18 protein-coding genes and 1 riboswitch are annotated in these 22,179 nt (G+C 68.5%); of the genes, 13 read left to right on the top strand and 5 right to left on the bottom strand.

The window, feature by feature from the left end:
* Positions 1–52: 52 nt before the first annotated feature.
* The 3 genes from Tchl_RS04155 to Tchl_RS04145 are packed head-to-tail and all read right to left on the bottom strand — an operon-like array spanning position 53 to position 2,399.
* Complete coding sequence (locus Tchl_RS04155) at positions 53–1,378, bottom strand: TolC family outer membrane protein (protein WP_075147285.1); 1,326 nt, start codon at positions 1,376–1,378, stop codon at positions 53–55.
* 28 nt (positions 1,379–1,406) lie between these two features.
* Positions 1,407–1,730: a rhodanese-like domain-containing protein gene (locus Tchl_RS04150; RefSeq protein WP_075147284.1), complete on the bottom strand. Its 324-nt coding sequence runs from the start codon at positions 1,728–1,730 to the stop codon at positions 1,407–1,409.
* 15 nt (positions 1,731–1,745) lie between these two features.
* Entirely contained in the window at positions 1,746–2,399 is a 654-nt protein-coding gene (locus Tchl_RS04145; protein WP_075147283.1) for a protein-L-isoaspartate O-methyltransferase family protein, read from the bottom strand.
* Between the two features lie 149 nt (positions 2,400–2,548).
* Positions 2,549–2,644: riboswitch (TPP riboswitch) on the top strand.
* Here Tchl_RS04145 and thiD point away from each other — a divergent pair.
* The 3 genes from thiD (at position 2,637) to Tchl_RS04130 (ending at position 8,804) form a co-directional block, all read left to right on the top strand.
* Entirely contained in the window at positions 2,637–3,527 is an 891-nt protein-coding gene (gene thiD / locus Tchl_RS04140) for a bifunctional hydroxymethylpyrimidine kinase/phosphomethylpyrimidine kinase (RefSeq protein WP_075147282.1), read from the top strand. Its footprint overlaps the riboswitch before it by 8 nt.
* Positions 3,524–5,443, top strand: coding sequence for a phosphomethylpyrimidine synthase ThiC (gene thiC / locus Tchl_RS04135; RefSeq protein ID WP_075147281.1), 1,920 nt, complete (start codon positions 3,524–3,526; stop codon positions 5,441–5,443). The genes thiD and thiC overlap by 4 nt, the downstream gene beginning before the upstream one ends.
* A gap of 82 nt (positions 5,444–5,525) precedes the next feature.
* A complete protein-coding gene (locus Tchl_RS04130) occupies positions 5,526–8,804 on the top strand; it encodes a DEAD/DEAH box helicase (protein ID WP_075147280.1) in 3,279 nt (1,092 codons plus the stop codon).
* An 80-nt stretch (positions 8,805–8,884) separates the two neighbouring features.
* Here Tchl_RS04130 and Tchl_RS04125 read toward each other — a convergent pair whose 3' ends face one another.
* Together Tchl_RS04125 and crcB are read right to left on the bottom strand one after the other, a co-directional pair.
* Entirely contained in the window at positions 8,885–9,550 is a 666-nt protein-coding gene (locus tag Tchl_RS04125) for an OmpA family protein (protein ID WP_075147279.1), read from the bottom strand.
* Between the two features lie 126 nt (positions 9,551–9,676).
* Positions 9,677–10,060, bottom strand: a complete 384-nt coding sequence (crcB, locus tag Tchl_RS04120; protein WP_075147278.1) for a fluoride efflux transporter CrcB — start codon at positions 10,058–10,060, stop codon at positions 9,677–9,679.
* A gap of 181 nt (positions 10,061–10,241) precedes the next feature.
* Here crcB and Tchl_RS04115 point away from each other — a divergent pair, with 181 nt between their 5' ends.
* The 10 genes from Tchl_RS04115 to Tchl_RS04070 all read left to right on the top strand — a co-directional run bounded on the left by Tchl_RS04115 (position 10,242) and on the right by Tchl_RS04070 (position 22,063).
* Positions 10,242–11,984 carry a glutamine--tRNA ligase/YqeY domain fusion protein gene (locus Tchl_RS04115; protein WP_075147277.1) on the top strand — a complete coding sequence of 581 codons (1,743 nt, stop codon included), beginning with the start codon at positions 10,242–10,244 and terminating at the stop codon, positions 11,982–11,984.
* A gap of 24 nt (positions 11,985–12,008) precedes the next feature.
* Positions 12,009–12,158, top strand: coding sequence for a nucleotidyltransferase domain-containing protein (locus Tchl_RS04110; RefSeq protein ID WP_232311652.1), 150 nt, complete (start codon positions 12,009–12,011; stop codon positions 12,156–12,158).
* A gap of 13 nt (positions 12,159–12,171) precedes the next feature.
* Positions 12,172–13,323: an efflux RND transporter periplasmic adaptor subunit gene (locus Tchl_RS04105; RefSeq protein ID WP_075147276.1), complete on the top strand. Its 1,152-nt coding sequence runs from the start codon at positions 12,172–12,174 to the stop codon at positions 13,321–13,323.
* 33 nt (positions 13,324–13,356) lie between these two features.
* The gene (locus Tchl_RS04100; protein ID WP_075147275.1) at positions 13,357–14,049 is read left to right on the top strand and encodes an ABC transporter ATP-binding protein; all 693 of its coding nucleotides are present in this window, start codon (positions 13,357–13,359) and stop codon (positions 14,047–14,049) included.
* 115 nt (positions 14,050–14,164) lie between these two features.
* A complete protein-coding gene (locus Tchl_RS04095) occupies positions 14,165–15,373 on the top strand; it encodes an ABC transporter permease (RefSeq protein ID WP_075147274.1) in 1,209 nt (402 codons plus the stop codon).
* Positions 15,374–15,378: 5 nt separating this feature from the next.
* Positions 15,379–16,578: an ABC transporter permease gene (locus Tchl_RS04090; protein ID WP_075147273.1), complete on the top strand. Its 1,200-nt coding sequence runs from the start codon at positions 15,379–15,381 to the stop codon at positions 16,576–16,578.
* A gap of 155 nt (positions 16,579–16,733) precedes the next feature.
* A complete protein-coding gene (locus Tchl_RS04085; protein WP_075149565.1) occupies positions 16,734–18,281 on the top strand; it encodes a class I SAM-dependent DNA methyltransferase in 1,548 nt (515 codons plus the stop codon).
* Complete coding sequence (locus Tchl_RS04080) at positions 18,271–19,395, top strand: PDDEXK nuclease domain-containing protein (protein WP_232311651.1); 1,125 nt, start codon at positions 18,271–18,273, stop codon at positions 19,393–19,395. The genes Tchl_RS04085 and Tchl_RS04080 overlap by 11 nt, the downstream gene beginning before the upstream one ends.
* On the top strand, positions 19,392–20,657 hold the full coding sequence (locus tag Tchl_RS04075) for a restriction endonuclease subunit S (RefSeq protein WP_075147272.1): 1,266 nt from the start codon (positions 19,392–19,394) through the stop codon (positions 20,655–20,657). Before Tchl_RS04080 ends, Tchl_RS04075 begins: the two co-directional genes overlap by 4 nt.
* Entirely contained in the window at positions 20,654–22,063 is a 1,410-nt protein-coding gene (locus Tchl_RS04070) for an ATP-binding protein (protein ID WP_075147271.1), read from the top strand. Before Tchl_RS04075 ends, Tchl_RS04070 begins: the two co-directional genes overlap by 4 nt.
* Positions 22,064–22,179 lie beyond the last annotated feature (116 nt).

The raw sequence follows: 22,179 nt of genomic DNA, 5'->3' as shown, positions 1-22,179 counted from the left end.
GTGGACGCCGAAGTAGGAGGTGGACGCCTGAACCAGGCGCCCGGGGCCGGATTCAGGGGGCGAGCAAGGCGTTGATCGCGGCGACGTCGTCCTCGCCCAGGGTGCCGGCCGCAGCCTTCAGGCGCAGCTGGGCGAGCAGGGTGTCGTAGCGGGCGCGGGAGAGCCGCTGCAAGGTGTCGGCGAGCTGGGTCTGGGCGTTGAGGACGTCGATGTTGATCCGCACCCCGACTTCGTAGCCGAGCTTGTTGGCCTCGAGCGCCGAGGCGGAGGAGACGCGCGCGGCCTCGAGCGCCTTCACCTGCGCCATGCCGCTGGTCAGCCCCAGCCACGACTGGCGGGCGGCAAGTGCGGCGCTGCGGCGGGCGTCCTCGAGTTCGGCGTCGGCCTTGACGCGCAGCGCGGCGGCTTCGCGGGAGAGCGAAGACACGCGGCCGCCGGCATACAGCGGGAGGTTGAGCTGAAGGCCGACGGTGGTGGCTTCGGAGCGCTCGATCGAAGTCTGCGGGCGGTTGCTCACGCCGTGGGTGGCGACCAGGTCCACCGTCGGCAGATGGCCGGCGCGGGCGCGCTCGACTTCGCGCGCGGCGATCTCGCGCGCGAGCTGCTGGGCCTGCACGCTGAAACTGCCGGTCTCGGCGGCGGCGACCCAGTCGACGATGCGGTCGGGCTGCGGGCGCTGGAGGTGGACGCCTTCGCGCAGACCGGCGAGCGCCTCGGGGTCCTTGCCGATGATCTGCGCCAGGCTGTGGCGGGCGACTTCGAGCTGGTTCTGCGCGGCGATTTCCTGCGCCGAGGCCAGATCGAAGCGCGACTGCGCCTCGTGCACGTCGGTGATGGTGACCGTGCCGACTTCGAAGCTGGTCTTCGCCAGTTCGAGCTGCTCGGCGGCGGCGGCGCGCAACTGGCCGATCGCGGCGAGCGTGTCCTGGGCATTGAGGACCTCGAAGTAGGCGTCGGCCACGCGCAGCACGAGCTCCTGGCGCGCCGTGCCGAACTGGGCTGCGGCGAGCGCGGCCTGCAGCTCGCCCTGCTTGAACTGGACCCAGTTCTGCCAGCGCAACAGCGGCTGGGTCAGCTGCACGCCGTAGCCGTTGCTGTTGTAGCTGCGGTCGGGCAGCGGGGCGGCCGTCGCCGAGCGCGTGTCGAGCTCATTCCAGGTCGTGTTCGCGGCGAGCCCGAGCTGCGGCAGCAGGCCGGCGCGCCCCTGCACCGGCTTTTCCTGCCCGGCCTCGAACTGGGCCCGCGCCGCGGAGAATTTCGCATCGTTGGCCAGCGCTTCCCGGTACACCTCGATCAGGTCGGCGGCCGCCGCGCCACCCGGAAACAGGCCTGCGATGCAGGCCGAGACACAGACCGAAACGGCCACGATTCGCTTCATCGCACTCTCCACGGATTTGGGGCCGCCTTCAGTAGCGCGCCATCGTCGGGGCGACCTGCGCCGCCCAGCCGGCGACACCGCCGGCCAGATTGACCACATCGGTGAAGCCCTGATGGGCGAGGAACAGGCACACCTGCGCGCTGCGCACGCCGTGATGGCAGACGACCACGGTTTCGCGCGTGCGCTCGAGCTCGCCGAACCGCGCCGGCACGCTGCCCATCGGCATCGGCACCGAGTCCGCGATGCGGCAGATCTGGAACTCCCACGGCTCGCGCACATCCAGCAGCAAGGGCTTGGGCTGGTGGGGGTCGCTCAGGCGCTGGGCAAGCTCGGCAGGACTGATCTGGCGCATGGCGGCGGGGCGGTCTCAGAAACGGAAGGGGTCCTGGCGCGGCGCGTTCTTGAGCATCGGCACCACGGTCTCGAAGAGGTCTTCGGTGCGGAAACGGCCTTCGGCCTCGCAGGTGATCAGCCGCGCCTTCATCACCGGCGCTTCGCCGACGAAGGCGAACAGGCGGCCGCCGACCTTGAGCTGTTCGAGCAGGGCCTGGGGCACGAAGGGCAGGCCGCCCGACACCACGATGACATCGTAGGGGGCGCGTTCGGCCCAGCCATCGACGCCGTCGCCGTGCACCACGACCACGTTGTCGACGCCGTTGCGGGCGAGGTTCTCGCTCGCCAGCTTGACCAGCGCGCACTCGATTTCGACCGCGCGCACCCACTCGGCACGCGCCGCCAGCAGCGCGGCGAAGTAACCCGAGCCGGCGCCGATTTCCAGCACCGAGTCGGTCTTTTCGACCCGCAAGGCCTGCAGGATCTTGCCTTCGATCACCGGCTTCAGCATCACCTGGCCGCAGCCGATCGGGATCTCGACCTCGGCGAAGGCCAGTTCGCGATGGCCGGCGGGAACGAATTCCTCGCGCCGGACCGTCATCAGGAGGTCGAGCACGTTTTGATCCAGCACCTCCCAGGGGCGGATCTGCTGCTCGACCATGTTGAAGCGCGCTTTCTCGAAGTTCATCAGGGGCTCCTGGCGAAATATTAGCACACGCTAATTTATAGCGTCATCCGGAATGGCAAAACCGCGCCATTCTAGCGCAGATGCTGCACTGCGATCGGCGGAGTTCGCGGCGATGCCTTGCGAGCGCGGGGTGCATGAAGTATCTTCAGCGGTCTCGTTGGGGGTGCCCGCGCCGCACGGGCTGAGAAACACCCTTGGAACCTGATCCGGCTCGGACCGGCGTAGGGAAACGTCGTGATGAATACTTCCGCAGCCTCCGCTTCCGCCCCCGCCGGGCGCATCCCGAACGTGGTCTCGATCGCCGGCGTCGATCCCGGCGGCGGCGCCGGGGTGTTCGCCGACCTGAAGACCTTCTCCGCGCTCGGCGCCTACGGCTGCGGCGTGATCGCCGCCCTCACCGCGCAGAACACCCGCACCGTGACCGGCGTGCACGTGCCGCCGACCGACTTCCTGCGCCTGCAGATCGACACCTTGTTCGCCGACGTGGCGCTGGCCGCGACCAAGATCGGCATGCTCGGCAGCGCCGAAGTCACCGCCACCGTCGCCGACCGCCTCGCCCACTGGCAGGCGGCCAACGTCGTCCTCGACCCGGTGATGGTGGCCAAGAGCGGCGACAGCCTGCTGGCGAAAAGCGCGCTCGCGATGCTGCGCGAGGCGCTCTTGCCCCAGGCCTTCGTGATCACCCCCAACCTGCCCGAGGCCGGCGTGCTGCTCGAACAGCGCGCGCCCGAGTCGGTGAAGGAGATGTACCGCGCCGCCGAGCGCCTGCGCGCGCTGCTGCCGCTGGCCTCCGAGCGCTGGGTGCTGTTGAAGGGCGGCCATCTGCCCGGCAGCGAGCTGGTCGATCTGCTGTTCGACGGCGACCGCATGGTCGAGCTGCCGGCGCCGCGCATCGACACCCGGAACACCCACGGCACCGGCTGCACGCTGAGCTCGGCGGTCGCCGCGCTGCTGCCGCAGACCGCCGGCGGCCTGCGTCCGGTCGAAGCCGCGGTGCGCCACGCGCGCCAGTGGCTGCTGGGCGCGATCGCCCGCGCCGGCGAACTGACGGTCGGCCACGGCCACGGCCCCGTCCATCATTTTCATGCGCTATGGCGCAGACAAGAACCCCCGAAGGAGAGCACATGAACGCCCACGACAAATTCATCGCCGCCACCGCCCACGTGGACGCGGCCGCGATCGCGCCGCTGCCCAACTCGCGCAAGATCTACGTCGAAGGCAGCCGCCCCGACATCCGCGTGCCGATGCGCGAGATCTCGCAGTCCGACACCCCGGCCTCCTTCGGCGCCGAGCAGAACCCGCCGATCTTCGTCTACGACTGTTCCGGCCCCTATTCCGACCCGCAAGCCAAGATCGACATCCGCTCCGGCCTGCCCGCGCTGCGCCAGCAGTGGATCGAGGAACGCGGCGACACCGAGCTGCTGCCCGACCTGTCCTCCGAATACGGCCGCGCCCGCGCCGCCGACCCAGCCCTGGACGAGCTGCGCTTCCCCGGCCTGCACCGCAAGCCGCGCCGCGCCAAGGCGGGGGCCAACGTGTCACAGATGCACTACGCCCGCCGCGGCATCATCACCCCCGAGATGGAATACGTCGCCATCCGCGAGAACCTCAACCGCGAGCAGTACATCGCCTCGCTGCGCGCCAGCGGCGGCCTCAAGGGCCAGAAGATGGCCGACATGATGCTGCGCCAGCACCCGGGCCAGCACTTCGGCGCCAGCATCCCGGGAGCAATCACCCCCGAGTTCGTGCGTTCCGAGATCGCCCGCGGCCGCGCCATCATCCCCAACAACATCAACCACCCCGAGTCCGAGCCGATGATCATCGGCCGCAACTTCCTGGTGAAGATCAACGCCAACATCGGCAACTCCGCGGTCACTTCCAGCATCGCCGAGGAAGTCGACAAGATGACCTGGTCGATCCGCTGGGGCGGCGACACGGTGATGGACCTGTCGACCGGCAAGAACATCCACGAGACGCGCGAGTGGATCATCCGCAACTCGCCGGTGCCGATCGGCACGGTGCCGATCTACCAGGCGCTGGAGAAGGTCGACGGCAAGGCCGAGGAACTGACCTGGGAGATCTTCCGCGACACCCTGATCGAGCAGGCCGAACAGGGCGTCGACTACTTCACCATCCACGCCGGCGTGCTGCTGCGCTACGTGCCGCTGACCGCCAACCGCATGACCGGCATCGTCTCGCGCGGCGGCTCGATCATGGCCAAGTGGTGCCTCGCGCACCACAAGGAAAGCTTCCTCTACACCCACTTCGAAGACATCTGCGCGATCATGAAGGCCTACGACGTCGCCTTCAGCCTGGGCGACGGCCTGCGCCCGGGCTCGATTTTTGATGCCAACGACGAGGCCCAGCTGGGCGAGCTGAAGACCCTCGGCGAGCTCACCGACATCGCCTGGAAGCACGACGTGCAGACCATCATCGAAGGTCCGGGCCACGTGCCGCTGCACCTCATCAAGGAGAACATGGACCTCCAGCTCGAGCACTGCAAGGAAGCCCCGTTCTACACCCTGGGGCCGCTGACCACCGACATCGCCCCCGGCTACGACCACATCACCAGCGGCATCGGCGCGGCCACCATCGGCTGGTACGGCACCGCGATGCTGTGCTACGTGACCCCCAAGGAGCACCTCGGCCTGCCCAACAAGCAGGACGTCAAGGAAGGCATCATCACCTACAAGCTCGCCGCCCACGCCGCCGACCTCGCCAAGGGCCACCCGGGCGCGCAGATCCGCGACAACGCCTTGAGCAAGGCGCGCTTCGAGTTCCGCTGGGAAGACCAGTTCAACCTCGGCCTCGACCCGGACAAGGCGAAGGACTTCCACGACGAGACCCTGCCCAAGGACTCGGCCAAGGTGGCGCATTTCTGCTCGATGTGCGGGCCGCACTTCTGCTCGATGAAGATCACCCAGGACGTGCGCGACTTCGCCGCCGCCCAGGGCATCGGCGAAGCCGAGGCGCTGAAGAAGGGCATGGAGGTGAAGTCGGTGGAGTTCGTCGAGAGCGGCGCCGAGGTGTATCGGAACGTGTAAGCTCGCGCCCGGCTCGACGAGCCCCGCCCGTTGGCACAGGCCGCGCTCGCGGCCTGTGCCTTGTCTGCCCCTGCCTGCCCCCATGACGCCTCTCGACCGCTTCACCCAGGACGATCTGATCGCCGCGCTCGGCTACCCGACCGTCGCCAAAGGCCTCGGCTATCTGAGCCGGGTCAGCACCCTGTCCACCGACGGCGAAACGGTCTCGGCCCTGGTGAAGGGCCGCCAGCGCACCCCTTACGACGTCTTCGCCGAAGTCCGCGACAAGGGCGGCCGCCGCCAGCTGCACAGCGAATGCACCTGCCCGATGGGCTACGACTGCAAGCACGTCGCGGCGATGATGCTGATGTGGCTGCACCAGCGCCGCAGCCCCGATCGCCCGCGCGAGCAGGTGCTGGCGTGGGTCGAAGGCTTCCGCCATGCCGCCGCGGCGCTGGCGCCCGGCGCCCGGCCGAAGCGCAAGACCGGCGCCGGCGCGCATGCGCTGCGTTACCTGATCGAACAGCAGGCCTACGGCAGCGACTACCAGCTCAGTTGCCACAAGGTCCGCCTCGACCAGGGCGGACACATCCGCCACAAGGAAAGCTGGAGCAACATCGAACGCGCGCTGCAGGCGCCGCCCGCCTTCGTCGATGAGACCGATCTCGAAATCCTGCGCCTGCTGTGGGCCCACCGCCCGCGCGGGCGCGTCCATCCCGGCAGCCTGCCGCTCGAGGGGCGCAACAGCGAAGCCCTGCTGACCCGGCTGCTCGACAGCGGCCGGCTGCACTTTCCGACCCTCGACGCACCGGCGCTGGGCGCCGGCGGTCCCCGTCCCGGGCGGGCCGACTGGCGCCTCACCGAAGACGGTCTGCGCGCGCCCACTGTGTGCGTCGAACCGCCGGCCGAAGTCGTGCTGCCGCTGCTGCCGCCGTGGTACATCGATCTCGCCGCGGCACAGGCCGGACCGATCGCCCTCGACGTCCCCGCCGAGCTGGTCCATCGCCTGCTGTGGCTGCCCCCGCTGACCCAGTCCGAAGCCGAGCTCGTCGCCGACACCCTGGCCGAAGTCGCCCCCGCGCTGCCCGCCCCCACCTTGCGCGGCGAGCCGCCGGTCGAACTCGGCGGCACCCCGTCACCGGTGCTGCGCCTCGCCACCCGGCCGGTGAATCACGCCCACTTCCGCAACTACGCAGCCTACGGCACCTACGTCTTCGATTTCGCCACGCTCGCGTTCCGCTATGGCCCGCTGACCGTCGATGCGAATGACGCGCGCACCTTCCATCCGCTGCCCGACGGCCGCAGCGCCCGCCTCGTGCGCGACGAAGCCGCCGAGCGCAGCGCCGCGCAGAAGCTCGCCGCCGCCGGTTTCGCCCGCGTCCCGCCCGGCGCCGTGCAGCTCACCTGCGGCAGCCTGCCGGCCGACGCCCTCGGCCTGGCGAATGAAGCCGCCTGGCCGGCGTTCATGGCCGACGCCCTCCCCGCCCTGCGCGCCGAGGGCTGGGAGATCGAGCTGCCGGTCGATTTCCGCCACCACGCGATCGACATCGACGCCCTGATCCTCGACGTCGACGAAGGCGAGGACGGCTGGCTGGGCCTGTCGCCCGGGATCGAGATCGACGGCCGCAGCCTGCCGCTCGCCCCGCTGCTCGCCGGCCTGTTCGCCGAAGACCCGCGCTGGCTGTCCGGCCGCCTCGACACCATCGACGACCACGAAGCCCTGATCCTGGAAGACCCCGGACTCGGCCGCCTGCGCATCAGCGCCGGCCGGCTGAAGCCGCTGGTGCGGGCGCTGGTCGACCTGTTCGACCGCCCCGACGGCGACTGGCGCCTGTCCCGGCTCGATGCCGTGCGCCTCGCCGAGCTCGATCTGCCCGGGCGCGGCGGCGAACTCGTCGCCGGCCTCGCCGCCCGCCTGCGCGCCGCCGAGGGCATCGCCGCGATCAGCGCCCCGGAAGGCTTCCGCGCCGAGCTGCGCCCCTATCAGCTCGAAGGCCTGGCCTGGCTGCAGCACCTGGTGCGCCACGATCTCGCCGGCATCCTCGCCGACGACATGGGCCTGGGCAAGACCGCCCAGGCGCTCGCCCACCTGCTCACCGAAAAACACGCCGGCCGCCTCGGGCAGCCGGCGCTGGTGATCCTGCCGACCTCGCTGGTGTTCAACTGGCAGGCCGAAGCCGAACGCTTCGCCCCCACGCTGAAGGTGCTGAACCTGCACGGCGCCGACCGCCACGCCCGCTTCGAGGAGCTCGACGGCGTGGATGTGGCGCTGACCACCTATCCGCTGCTGTGGCGCGACGCCGAAGCGCTGCAGGCGCGCGAATGGAGTCTGCTGATCCTGGACGAGGCGCAGACGGTGAAGAACGCCGCGAGCAAGGGCGCGCAGGTGATCCGCCGGCTGCAGGCCCGCCACCGCCTCGGCCTCACCGGCACGCCGCTGGAAAACCACCTCGGCGAGCTGTGGGCGCAGTTCGACTTCCTGCTGCCGGGCTTTCTCGGCAGCCACAAGCAGTTCACCGCGACCTGGCGCACGCCGATCGAAAAACACGGCGACGCCGTGCGCCGCGACCTCCTCGCCGCCCGCCTCAAGCCTTTCATCCTGCGCCGGCGCAAGGAAGATGTCGCCACCGAGCTGCCGCCGAAAACCGTGATCGTGCGCAGCGTCAGCCTCGATGGCGGCCAGCGCGACCTCTACGAAACGGTGCGCGCGGCGATGGACGAGAAGGTCCGCGCCGAAATCGCCGGCAAAGGCTTCGCCCGCAGCCAGATCGTGATCCTCGACGCGCTCCTCAAGCTGCGCCAGGTGTGCTGCGACCCGCGCCTGCTGAAGTCGCCCGCCGCCGCCCGGGTGAAGGAACGCGCCAAGCTCGACCTGCTGATGGACATGCTCCCCGAGCTGATCGCCGAAGGCCGGCGCATCCTGGTGTTCTCGCAGTTCACCACCATGCTCGGGCTGATCGCCGCCGAGTTGGACAAGGCCAGGATCGGCTGGGTCTCGCTCACCGGCGACACCCGCGACCGCCGCATCCCGGTGGAAGACTTCCAGAAGGGCCGCGTGCCGGTGTTCCTGATCAGCCTGAAGGCGGGCGGCGTGGGGCTGAATCTGACCGCCGCCGACACCGTGATCCACTACGACCCGTGGTGGAACCCCGCAGCCGAGAACCAGGCCACCGACCGCGCCCACCGTATCGGCCAGGACAAGCCGGTGTTCGTGTTCAAGCTGATCTGCGCCGGCAGCATCGAGGAGAAGATCCTCGCCCTGCAGGAAAAAAAGGCCGCACTGGCCGCCGGCGTGCTCTCCGAAGATGCCGACGCGCTGGCCAAATTCGGCGAGGCCGACATCGCCGCCCTGCTCGCGCCGCTGCCCATACCCGCGCGCTGACCGCGGCCGGCGAAGCCGTAAGACGTGCAAACGCCCGGCCGGGCGAACCCGGGCCGGGCGTCATCCGGCGCGAGGCCGGCTCAGCGCGCCGGTTCGGCGATGAAGATTTCCACCCGGCGGTTCATCGCCCGCCCAGCCGCAGTCGCATTGTCGGCGATCGGCTGGCGCGAGCCGCGGCCGTCGATCGCGATGCGCTGCGCCGACACCCCGCGCATCGCCAGGTAGTCGCGGGTCGCAGCGGCGCGATTGATCGACAGCGGATCGTTGATCGCGTCCGAGCCGGTGCTGTCGGTATGGCCGATGATCGTCACCGTGGTGACCGGGTGCTGGTTCAGGCTGGTGGCGAGGCGGTCGAGCACCGGGCGCATGTTGGGCTTGATGTCGTAGCGCCCGGTGTCAAAGGAGATGTCGCTCGGGATGTCGACCTTGAGCTGGTTGTCGGCGGTCTGGCTGACGCCGACGCCGGTGCCGGCGGTCGCCTGCTCCATCGCCGCCTTCTGCTCCTGCATGCGCTGCGACCACAGGTAGCCGCCCGCGGCACCGACCGCGGCACCGACCGCGGCGCCGGTCGCGGTGCTCTTGGACTTGTCGCCGCCGGCGGTGGCGCGACCGATGATCGCCCCGGTCACCGCGCCGATCCCCGCGCCGATGCCGGTGTCGCGCTGGGTCTCGCTCATGTTGGCGCAGCCGGACAGGCCACCGATCGCCAGGGTGAGGGCGGAAAGGGAAAGGACGAGCTTGTTCATGTTGTTTGCCTCCGTTGGATTGCGGGTTCGGGAATTATCGCCGGGTGGCGCTTCCACTCTAGCCCATCGGAGTGCAACAGGACATGACAACGGCGGGCGGCGGCAACGCTCTGCACGCGGCTGCGCTCAACCGCGCAGGGCGTGGAACAGCGCGTATCCCGCCCAGGTCATCAGCACCGAACCGGCGACATGGATCAGCAGATGGAGGCCGAACCAGCCCAGGGCGCCGCGCTGCAGGAGGTGAAAGGCTTCCGCGGAAAAGGTCGAAAAAGTCGTCAACCCGCCGAGCAGGCCGGTCGTCAGCAGCAGCTTCAGCGCCGGCGTCATCGTCGGCCACGCCTGCACCGCCCCCAGGGCGAAGCCCATCAGCAGCCCGCCCACCAGATTCGCCGCCAGCGTGCCGAGCGGGACGAGGGCAAAGGCCGGATTGAGCCACACCCCCAGCCCCCAGCGCAGCCACGCGCCGCAGGCCGCGCCCAATCCGACCGCGGCGAACGCCGCCCCGCTCACCGCCCCGCCCCCGCCGTAGCAACGCCCGCGCCGCGCATGTCCGTATCCCGCTGAAAATGGCAATGCCCCCGATTCTACCCACCCCCGGCGGCGGCGGCCGGGTTCCGCCCGGCGGATCGGCTACAATCGGGCCGATCCGCATCCAGGCCCGCCCGGCCGTCATCCCGCACGCCACCTTCCGATGAAACCCGCAAAGAACTCCGCCGCCCCGCTCGTCGACGCCCCCGTCGTCTCCAACTTCATCCGCAGCCTCCTCGACGAAGACAATCGCTCCGGCAAATGGGGCGGCCGCGTCGAGACCCGCTTCCCGCCCGAGCCCAACGGCTACCTGCACTACGGCCACGCCAAGTCGATCTGCCTGAACTTCGGCCTCGCCCAGGCCTACGGCGGCGTCTGCCACCTGCGCTTCGACGACACCAACCCGGAGAAGGAAGAGCAGGAATACGTCGACGCCATCATCGAGGCGGTGCGCTGGCTCGGCTTCGACTGGGGCGCGCATCTGTACTTCGCCTCCGACTACTTCGACACCATGTACGCCTGCGCGCAGAGCCTGATCGAGGCCGGCAAGGCCTACGTCGATTCGCAGTCGGCCGAAGAGATGCGCGCCACCCGCGGCACCCTCACCGAGCCGGGCCGGGACAGCCCGTACCGCAACCGCAGCGTGGCCGAGAACCTCGACCTCTTCGCCCGCATGCGCGCCGGCGAGTTCGCCGAGGGCAGCCACGTGCTGCGCGCCCGCATCGACATGGCGAGCGCCAACATCAACCTGCGCGACCCGGCGATCTACCGCATCCGCCACGCCGCCCACCACCGCACCGGCGACGCCTGGCACATCTACCCGATGTACACCTTCGCCCACCCGATCGAGGACGCGATCGAGCACATCACCCATTCCATCTGCACCCTTGAGTTCGAGGACCAGCGCCCGTTCTACGACTGGCTGCTTGATGCGCTCGCCAGCGCCGGCCGCTTCCCGCGCCCGCTGCCGCAGCAGATCGAGTTCGCCCGCCTCAACCTCACCTACGTCGTGCTCTCCAAGCGCAAGCTGATCCAGCTGGTCAACGACGGCCACGTCGACGGCTGGGACGACCCGCGCCTGCCGACCCTCGCCGGCGCGCGCCGGCGCGGCTTCACCCCGGCCGGTTTCCGCCGCTTCGCCGAACGCATCGGGGTGTCCAAGGCGGATTCGTGGATCGACATGAGCGTGCTCGAAGAATGCATGCGCGACGACCTCAACGAGGCCGCCGAACGCCGCGTCGCCGTACTCGATCCGTTGAAGCTCGTCCTCACCAACTACCCGGAAGGGCAGTCCGAGCTGTGCCAGGCGCCCAACCACCCGCTCAAGCCCGAACTGGGCAAGCGCGACATGCCGTTCTCGCGCGAGCTGTGGATCGAGCGCGAGGACTTCATGGAAGAGCCGGTGAAGGGCTTCCACCGCCTCTACCCCGGCAACATGGTGCGCCTGCGCTACGGCTTCGTCGTCCGCTGCACCGGCTGCGAGAAGGACGCCGCCGGCAACCTCACCGCGGTGCTCGCCGAATACCTGCCCGATTCCAAATCCGGCACTCCCGGCGCCGACAACTACAAGGTCAAGGGCAACCTGCACTGGGTCTCGGCCGCGCACGCCTACCAGGCCGAAGTGCGCCTCTACGACCGCCTCTTCGCCCACCCCCACCCCGGCCAGCGCCGCGAGGGCGACGCCCCGGACGCCGAGCGCGACTTCATCGACGACCTCAACCCGGACAACAAGCGCGTGATCACCGCCTACCTCGAACCGGCATTGAAGGATGCGCAGGCCGAGGACCGCTTCCAGTTCGAACGCCACGGCTACTTCGTCGCCGACCGCGCCGACTCACGCCCCGGCGCTCCGGTGTTCAACCGCACCGTGACGCTGAAGGATTCGTGGGCGAAGGGCGGGAAGTAACGCCGCGCTGACAGGAGAGCGAGCATGGCCAGAGCCGACCGTACAACCGACCCGATCGCCGCCTCGCTCGCCTGCCTGCGCGGCCGTCTGCCTCCAGGCAGCCGGGTGATCGTGTTCGGCTCGCAAGCACGCGGAGACGCCGGCGAGGACAGCGACTTCTTCGACGATCTTTAAGCTCACCCTCGTGATGAAGACCCTGCGCCGCATTCTCCTTCTCGCGCTGCTGGCCGGACTGATCGCCGCGGGCATCTGGTGGTTCACCCGGCCCAAGCCGGTCGAAGTGCTGCTGCACGAGGTCGCGCGCGGCACCGTGGAGGCGACGCTGACCAACACCCGGGCGGGCGAGGTGGAGGCCTGCCAGCGGGCGAAGATGGCGACCATCGCCGGCGGGCGCATCGAATGGCTGGGAGTGAAGGAAGGCGACCGGGTCGAGGCCGGGCAGGTGCTGATGCGACTGTGGCATGGCGACCTCGACGCCCGTCTGGCGGTGAACCGGGCGCAGCTCGCCACCGCACAGCAGCGCGCACGGGAAGCGTGCACCGTGGCCGACAACGCCGAGCGCGAAGCGGCACGCCAGACGGCGCTGGCCGGGCGCGGCTTCGTCTCCACCAGCGCCGAGGAAAAGGCCCGCACCGAGGCACACGCGCGCCGCACCGCCTGCGACACCGCGCGCGCCGACACCGACACCGCCGCGGCGCAGCTCGCCGCCACCACCACCGAGCGCCAGCGCCTGGTGCTGGTCGCGCCCTTCGCCGGCACCGTGGCCAAGATCAGCGGCGAGCTCGGCGAGATCTCGACTCCCTCCCCGCCGGGGGTGCCGACGCCGCCGGCGATCGACCTCATCGACAACGCCTGCCTGTACGTGAAGGCGCCGATGGACGAGATCGACGCGCCCCGGATCGAGCCCGGCCTGCCGGTGCGGATCACCCTCGAGGCGATTCCCGGCAAGGTCTTCGAAGGCCGCGTGCGGCGCATCGCGCCCTACATCACCGCGGTCGAAAAGCAGGCGCGCACGGTCGCGGTGGATGTGGACTTCGTCGCCCCGGACGAAGCGCGCGGCCTGCTGGTCGGCTACAGCACCGACGTCGAGATCGTCCTCGCCACCCGCGCCGACACCTTGCGCATCCCCACCGCGGCGCTGCGCGAAGGCGGCACCGTGCTGGTCGCGGAGGGCGGCGTCCTCGCCGAGCGCCGCCTCAAGACCGGCATCGCCAACTGGGAATACACCGAGGTGCTCGAAGGCCTCGCCGCCGGCGAACGCATCGTCACCTCGCTGGAGCGCGAAGGCGTGGTCGCGGGAGCCGCGGTGACGGTGCCGCCGGACCCGGCGGCGCCCTGAACCCGGACCCGCCGGCGCGCTGCGGAAAACCTCATGGCCCAGATCGAACTCGACGGCATCGACCGCCGCTTCCACCTCGGCGACAGCGAAGTGCACGCCCTGCGCGAGGTCTCGCTGCGCATCGAGGCCGGCGAATACGTCGCGGTGATGGGGCCGTCGGGCTCGGGCAAGTCCACCCTGCTCAACCTGCTCGGCCTGCTCGACCGCCCCAACCGCGGCGCTTACCGCCTCGAAGGACGCGACGTCACCACCTTGTCCGCCGACGAGCAGGCGGCGGTGCGACGCGCGCGCATCGGCTTCGTGTTCCAGAGTTTTCACCTCGTGCCGCGCCTGACCGCGGCCGAGAACATCGGCCTGCCGCTGATGCTGGCCGGCGTCCCCGCCGCCGCGCGGGCGCCGCGGGTGGCGCAGGCGCTGCGCGAGTTCGGCCTCGAAGAGCGCGCCCGCCACCGCCCCGAAGAGCTCTCCGGCGGCCAGCGCCAGCGCGTCGCGATCGCCCGCGCCACCATCATGCGCCCGGCGATGCTGCTCGCCGACGAGCCGACCGGCAACCTCGACCGCGCCACCGGCCAGGAAGTCACCGCCCTGCTCGAGGCGCTCAACGCCGCCGGCACCACGCTGATCGTCGTCACCCACGACCCGGCGATGGGCGCGCGCGCGCGGCGCCGGATCCTGATGGAGGACGGCGCCATCGCGCACGACCTGCGCACCGCGGAGATCGCATGACCGCGCCCGCTGCCCGTCCCCCAACCGCGCCCCTTCGCCGGAGCGGGCGCGCGCCGGGACGCCGCCCCCGCCCCACGCCGCCGGCCCCGGCCGGCCGGCGCTGAAAGAGGCGGCCATGCACCCTGCCGACACCCTGCGCTTTGCCACCCGCGCCGCCACCGCCTACCCGCTGCGTACCGCGCTGATGATGCTGGCAATGTCGATCGGGGTCGCCGCGGTGGTGGTGCTGACCGCGCTCGGCGACGGCGCGCGACGCTACGTCGTCAACGAGTTCGCCGCGCTCGGCGCCAACCTGCTGATCGTGCTCCCCGGGCGCACCGAGACCGGCGGCGTCAATCCCGGCAGCTTCATCACCAGCACCCCGCGCGAGCTGACCAACGACGACGCCGCCGCCCTCCTGCGCCTGCCCCTGGTGCAGCGGGTGGCGCCGCTGGCGGTGGGCAACAGCGAAGTGGCCGCCGCCGGGCGGCTGCGCGAAGTGATGGTGGTGGGCACCAGCACCGACTTCCTCGCCCTGCGCGGCCTGCACCTCCGCCACGGCAGCTTCCTGCCGCGCGAGGACTTCGGCCGCGCCTCGGCGGTGGCGGTGATCGGCGACACCATCCGCCGTGAGCTGTTCGGCAACCAGAGCGCGCTCGGGCGCATGATCCGCATCGGCGACCATCGCCTGCGCGTGATCGGCGTGCTCGCCCCGGCCGGGCGCGGGCTGGGAATGACGACCGACGAGCTGGTGCTGGTGCCGGTCGCCACCGCGCAGGCGATGTTCGACACCAACGGCCTGTTCCGCATCTTCGTCGAGGCCCGCAGCCGCGACGCCCTGCCCGCCGCCCAGCATCAGATCGAGGCGCTGCTGCGGATGCGGCGCGACGGCGAGCTCGACATCACCGTGATCACCCAGGACGCGGTGCTCGGCACCTTCGACCGCATCCTCGGCGCGCTGACCCTGGCGGTGGCCGGCATCGCCGCGATCAGCCTGGCGGTGGCCGGGATCCTGGTGATGAACGTGATGCTGGTCGCGGTTACCCAGCGCACCACCGAGATCGGCCTGCTGAAGGCGCTCGGCGCGGGCACGGTGACGATCCGCACCGCCTTCCTGACCGAGGCCGCGCTGCTGTCGCTGGCCGGCGCACTCGCCGGCTTCGCCCTCGGCCACGCCGGCGCCTGGGGCGTACGCCTGGCGTGGCCGGTGCTGCCGGCGTGGCCGCCGGACTGGGCGGTGCTCGCCGCGCTCGCCACCGCGCTCGGCACCGGCATCCTGTTCGGCGTGCTGCCGGCGCGCCGCGCCGCCCGCCTCGACCCGGTGCAGGCCTTGTCCCGGCGTTGATCGCGATGCGCTGGCAAGACGCCCTCCACCTCGCCCTGCGCGCGCTGAGCGCACACCGGCTGCGCAGCTTCCTGACCCTGCTCGGGATCGCCGTGGGCATCGCCGCGGTGATCCTGCTGACGTCGATCGGCGAGGGCCTGCACCGCTTCGTGCTCGCCGAATTCAGCCAGTTCGGCACCAACGTCATCAGCCTCACCCCGGGCCGCCAGGGCGCACGCGGCGGCCCGCCGGGGCTACCCTCGACCGCGCGCGAGCTGACCCTGGACGATGCCACCGCGCTCGCCCGCCTGCCCCGGGTGCTCCACCTCAGCGCCTCGGTCAGCGGCAACGCCGAAGTCCGCGCCCGCGGCCGGGTGCGCCGCACCACGGTGCTCGGGGTCGGCCCGCAGATGCAGCAGGTGTATTCCATCCACGTCGGCATCGGCCAGTTCCTGCCGCCCGACGACGACGCCCATGCGCGCGCCTTCGTGGTCCTCGGCGCCAGGCTCAAGCGCGAGCTGTTCGGTGCCGGCAATGCCCTCGGCGAGCGCGTGCAGATCGGCGCCGAGCGCTTCCGCGTGATCGGCATCATGGAAGAAAAGGGCCAGTTCCTCGGCGTCGACCTCGACGACGCCGCCTACATTCCGGTGGCGCGCGGCCTGGCGCTGTTCAAGCGCGACGGGGTGATGGAGATCGCCCTCACCTACGACGAGGCACTGGCCGCGGCAACGGTCGCCGCCGACGTCCGGGCGCTGATGAGCGCGCGCCACGGGCGCGAGGACTTCACCCTGATCACCCAGGAGGACATGCTCGCCACCCTGTCCAACATCCTCGCCATCCTCACCGCCGCGGTCGGGGCGCTGGGCGGGATCTCGCTCCTCGTCGGCGCGGTCGGCATCGTCACCATCATGACCATCGCGGTGTCCGAGCGCACCAACGAGATCGGCCTGCTGGTCGCCCTCGGTGCGCGCCGGCGCACCATCCTCGCCTTGTTCCTGGGCGAGGCGGTGGTGCTCGCGGCGGCCGGCGGCGCCCTCGGCCTGGTGCTCGGCGCCGGCCTGGCGCAGGCCGCCGCGCTGCTGCTGCCGGCGCTGCCGGTGGCCACGCCGTGGCCTTTCGTCGCCGCCGCCGAACTGCTCGCGGTGCTGATCGGGCTGGCCGCGGGGGTGCTGCCGGCGCGCCGGGCAGCGCGGCTGGACGCGGTGGAGGCGCTGCGCGCCGAGTGAGCATCACCGTACTTGCGCGCGCTGCCGGCCCACGCACCGATGGCCGTGGCCATCCGGCACCGACACAGGCCTTGCCGTTGTAATCTAACCGCTTTCCAACCGAAGCACATGGCATGGCGCCCGGCTGCCCGCCGCCGCTTCCTGCACAACACCTCATGCTCGACGACATCAAGAAAACCCTCTGGGCCACCGCCGACAAGCTGCGCGCCAACATGGACGCCGCCGAATACAAGCACCTCGTCCTCGGCCTGATCTTCCTCAAGTACATCTCCGACACCTTCGCCGCCCGCCGCGCCGAACTCACCCGCCGCTTTGCCGACGCGGCCGACGACTACTTCCTGCACGACTGCGACGACGAACTGCTCGCCGAAGAGCTGGAAGACCGCGACTACTACAAGGAGGTCAACGTCTTCTGGGTGCCCGAGGCTGCGCGCTGGGAAGCGATCCGCGCCGCCGCCAAGCAGCCGGACATCGGCAAGCGCATCGACGATGCGCTGACCCTGATCGAAGCCGAAAACCCCAAGCTCAAGGGCATCCTCGACAAGCGTTACGCCCGCGCCCAGTTGCCCGACGGCAAGCTCGGCGCGCTGGTCGACCTGATCTCCACCATCGGCTTTGGTGAAAACCCAAGCGCCGCCCGCGACGTGCTCGGCCAGGTCTATGAATACTTCCTCGGCCAGTTCGCCAGCGCCGAGGGCAAGAAGGGCGGCCAGTTCTACACCCCGGCCTCCATCGTCAAGACCCTGGTCGCCGTCCTCGCCCCCCACCACGGCAAGGTGTACGACCCCTGCTGCGGCTCCGGCGGCATGTTCGTGCAGTCGGAAAAATTCATCGAAGCGCACGGCGGCAAGCTGGGCGATGTCTCCATCTACGGCCAGGAATCCAACCCCACCACCTGGCGCCTGGCGGCGATGAACCTCGCCATCCGCGGCATCGACTTCAACCTGGGCAAGGAACCGGCCGACACCTTCACCCGCAACCAGCACCCGGATCTGCGCGCTGACTACATCCTCGCCAATCCGCCGTTCAACATCAGCGACTGGTGGCACGGCAGCCTGGAAGGCGATCCGCGCTGGGTCTATGGCACCCCGCCGCAAAGCAACGCCAACTATGCCTGGCTGCAGCACATGCTCTACCACCTCAAGCCCAACGGCCGCGCCGGCATCGTGCTGGCCAACGGCTCGATGAGTTCCAGCCAGAACTTTGAGGGCGCCATCCGCGCCGCGATGGTCGAGGGCGACGTGGTGGAAGTGATGGTCGCCTTGCCCGGCCAACTCTTCTTCAACACCCAGATCCCCGCCTGCCTGTGGTTCCTCGCCAAGCAGAAAACCACACGAAAGGGCGAAGTGCTGTTCATCGACGCCAGGAAGCTCGGCCGCATGATCAGCCGGGTGCAGGCGGAGCTGAGCGACGAAGTGATCGAACGCATCGGCAACACCGTCGCCGCCTGGCGTGGTGAAAACGGTGACTACGCCGACATCCCCGGCTACTGCCGCAGCGTCAAGCTGGAAGAAACCGCCCAGCACGGCCATGTGCTGACCCCGGGCCGCTACGTCGGCGCCGAAGAAGTCGAGGATGACGACGAAGCCTTTGCCGACAAGATGCAGAAGCTGACCGAAAAGCTGGGCGAGCAGATGGCCAAGGGGGCGGAACTGGATGCACTGATCCGGCAGAAGCTGGGAGGGCTGGGGTATGAATTCTGAGCAACAACCGCGCAAACAACGCGGCAAGGTCGACCGCAGTGCCATGTTTCCCGTGGCGCCCGCCCGGCACGATGCACCGGACGGTTACGCTGCCGTGCTGGGTGAGTTCAAGGAACGTATCCGTCGCGAACGCTTGCGCGTCGTTTTGGCCAGTAACGCGGCGATGGTGCTGCTGTACTGGGACATCGGCGAACGTATCCTCGACAAGCAACATCACGAAGGCTGGGGCGCAAAGGTCATAGACCGGCTGTCGGCCGATCTGCAGGAAGCCTTTCCTGACATGAAGGGCTTCTCGCCGCGCAACCTCAAATACATGCGCCGTTTTGCCGAGGTTTGGCCGGATCGTGAAATTGTGCAAGCAGTCCTTGCACAATTGACCTGGTATCACAACATCGCGCTGCTCGAAAAACTGCCCGATGCCGAGCAAAGGCTCTGGTACGCCCGGCAAGCCCTGCAACACGGCTGGTCGCGCAACATCCTCGCCATGCAGATCGAAGCCCGGGCCATCGACCGACACGGCAAGGCACAAAGCAATTTTGCGCTCACCCTGCCGCCGCCCGATTCCGACATGGCGACGCAGGTGTTCAAAGATCCCTACCTTTTTGATTTTCTGGGCACGGCCGGCCCACGGCGCGAAAAGGAGCTTGAACAGGGCCTGATGGACCATCTCCAGAAATTCCTGATCGAACTCGGGCAGGGTTTTGCCTTTGTCGGCCGGCAAGTGCATCTGGAACTGGGCGATCAGGACTTCTACCTCGACCTGCTGTTCTACCACCTCAAGCTGCGGCGTTACATCGTCATCGAACTGAAGGCGCGCTCGTTTCAACCCGGCGACGGCGCGCAACTGGGCATGTACATGACCGCCGTCAATCGCCTGCTCAACCACCCGGACGACAAACCCGCCCTAGGGCTGCTGCTGGTGCGCGAGAAGAACCAGCTGCTGGTCGAATACGCCCTCGGCGGCAGCACGCAGCCGATCAGCGTGGCCGACTGGGACACCCAATTGACCCGCGCCTTACCGGAAGATCTGAGTGCCAGTTTGCCTAGCATTGAAGAAATCGAGCGGGAACTGGGGGCAAACGATCCGGTAGAAGTTGGGAGGGCTGGGGTATGAGTTCTGAGTGGCCATATCTGCCCCTTGGTGATCTGACTATAAATCTGGATACGCGCCGAAAACCAGTAAAAGAGTCAGACCGGAGGCCGGGGCCATTCCCTTACTATGGCGCATCCGGCATCGTTGATTACGTTGATGGCTACCTATTTGAAGGTGAGTACCTCCTGATTGCTGAAGACGGTGAGAACTTAAGGACGAGGCAAATTCCGATTGCGTTCATGGCCACCGGAAAGTTCTGGGTCAATAACCACGCGCACATTGTTCTGGGCAATGAGAAGGCCAGTACGCGCTTCTTGCAATACGCATTACTCGGCGCTGACATTAGCGCCTATTTGACCGGCGCCGTAATGCCCAAGCTCACACAGGGAAATCTGAATCGAATAGAAGTGCCTTGTCCGCCACAGAGGGTTCAAGCACAAATTGTTAGCGTTCTCGGCGCCCTCGACAGCCGCATCACCCTCCTACGCGAAACCAACGCCACCCTCGAAGCCATCACCCAGGCGCTGTTCAAGTCCTGGTTCGTCGATTTCGACCCCGTCCGCGCCAAGCAGCAGGGCCTGGCCCCGGAAGGCATGAGTGATGCCACCGCCGCCCTCTTTCCCGACAGCTTCGAGGAATCGGAATTGGGCTTGCTGCCGAAGGGATGGCGGGTTGGGACATTGGGGCAGGTTGTTGAAACAGTCGGCGGGGGGACACCAGACACGAAGGAACCCAGCTACTGGGAGCCGCCTGAGTATTGCTGGACCACCCCGAAGGATCTGTCCGGCAACTCGGCCCCGGTATTGCTTGGCACCGAACGGAAGCTTTCCAGCCTGGGGTTGAGCAAGGTCAGTTCCGGCTTGCTGCCAGCCGGCACACTGCTGATGTCTTCGCGCGCTCCCATTGGCTACCTGGCGATTGCACAAGTTCCTGTTGCCATCAATCAGGGCTACATCGCCATGCTGCCGCAAAGCACCTTGCCGCCACTGTTCATGCTTTTCTGGTGCCGGCAGAACATGGAAAATATCAAGGGCAGAGCCAATGGCTCCACCTTTATGGAAATCAGCAAAAAGGCTTTCCGGCCCATACCCGTGCTGGTGCCGTTGCCGCAGGTGATTGAGGCATTCGTCAATATCGCCGCCTCCCTGTTCGATCGGCTGACCCAGAATGAGCAGCAAGCCCAAACCCTCGCCACCCTCCGCGACACCCTGCTCCCCCGCCTGATTTCCGGCCAGCTGCGCCTGCCGGAGGCCGAAACCCGCATCGCGGAAGCGCTCTCATGATCACCCTGGAGGCACTCGAACACTGGCTCGCCACGGCACCCGAGAGCGAGCATCTGGAATTCAAGGAAGCCCGGCAGCAGTACGACTCCACCAAGCTGCTGCGTTACTGCGTCGCGCTGGCCAACGAGGGCGGCGGCCATCTGGTCCTCGGGGTGAGCGACAAGCGTCCGCGCCGGGTCGTGGGCACACATGCCTTCCCGAACCCGAGCGGCATCACCGCGCGCATCCTCGAAGTCCTGCGCATCCGCGTGGTGGTGCAGGAGCTGACACATCCCGATGGGCGGGTGCTGGTGTTCGAGGTGCCGTCGCGTCCGGTGGGAACACCGTTGCACTACGAGGGTACCTACCTGATGCGTACCGACGAGGACCTGGTACCGATGACGCCGGACCAGCTCAAGCGCATCCTGTCGGAAGGCGGGCCGGATTGGTTCGAGCGGCCCGCCCGCGAGGGCGCGAGCGCCGATGAGGTGGTGGCCTTGCTGGACACGCAATCGTTCTTCGATTTGTATGGTCTGCCTTACCCGACGACGCGCGACGGGGTGCTGGCACGTCTGGCGCAGGAGCGGCTGATCGAGATGCACTCAGGTGGCTGGCGCATCACCAACCTCGCGGCGATCCTGCTGGCCAAGCGGCTCGATGCCTTCTCGCCGGATCTCGCGCGCAAGGCCCCGCGCGTGGTGATCTACGAGGGGGGCAACAAGCTGGTCACACGAGAGGACAAACCGGGCGTGCGCGGCTATGCGGCGGGCTTCGAGAGCCTGATCGACTTCATCCACTCCGCCGCGCCGCTCAACCGCTTCGTGGAGCAGGTGGTGCGCGAAGAGGTCAAGATGTTTCCTCGTCAGGCGATCCGTGAACTGGTGGCGAACGCGCTGGTGCACCAGGATTTCGAAGCCACTGGGCAGTCGGTCATGATCGAGATGTATGCTGACCGCCTCGAGGTATCGAACCCGGGCCTGCCGCCGATCAAGGTGGAGCGCTTCATCGATGAGTTCCGCTCGCGCAACGAACGGCTGGCAGAGTTGATGCGCCGCATGGGCCTGTGCGAGGAAAAGGGCAGCGGGATCGACAAGGTGGTTCACCTCGCCGAGGTGTATCAGCTGCCTGCGCCGGATTTCCGGACCAGCGAGACGCGCACCACAGCCATCCTGTTTGCACATCAGGACTTTGCCAAGATGAGCAAACCCGACCGTGTACGGGCCTGCTACCAGCACTGCTGCCTGAAATATGTCAGCAACGACCGGATGTCGAATCAGAGCCTGCGCGAGCGCTTCAAGCTGCCGGAGTCCAAGGCGGTGACGGCCTCTCAGGTCATCGGTGCAACGAAAGACGCCGGTCTGATCAAGGCCGACGAGTCGGAAACGACCTCAACCCGGTACGCACGCTATCTACCCTTCTGGGCCTGAAGGCAGTGCTTAAATGCAAACTCACAGCAGCACAGAAGATTTTTATTATCTTAATAAAAACAGCAGCTTGAGTGTTTAAATGCAAAGCAGGGGTGGGTGCGCAATGACCGAAGACC

Origin of the sequence: Thauera chlorobenzoica, assembly GCF_001922305.1 — a bacterium.
Lineage (GTDB): Bacteria > Pseudomonadota > Gammaproteobacteria > Burkholderiales > Rhodocyclaceae > Thauera > Thauera chlorobenzoica.
Note: the sequence above shows the minus strand (reverse complement) of the source record. Positions and strands in the feature narration are given on the sequence as shown.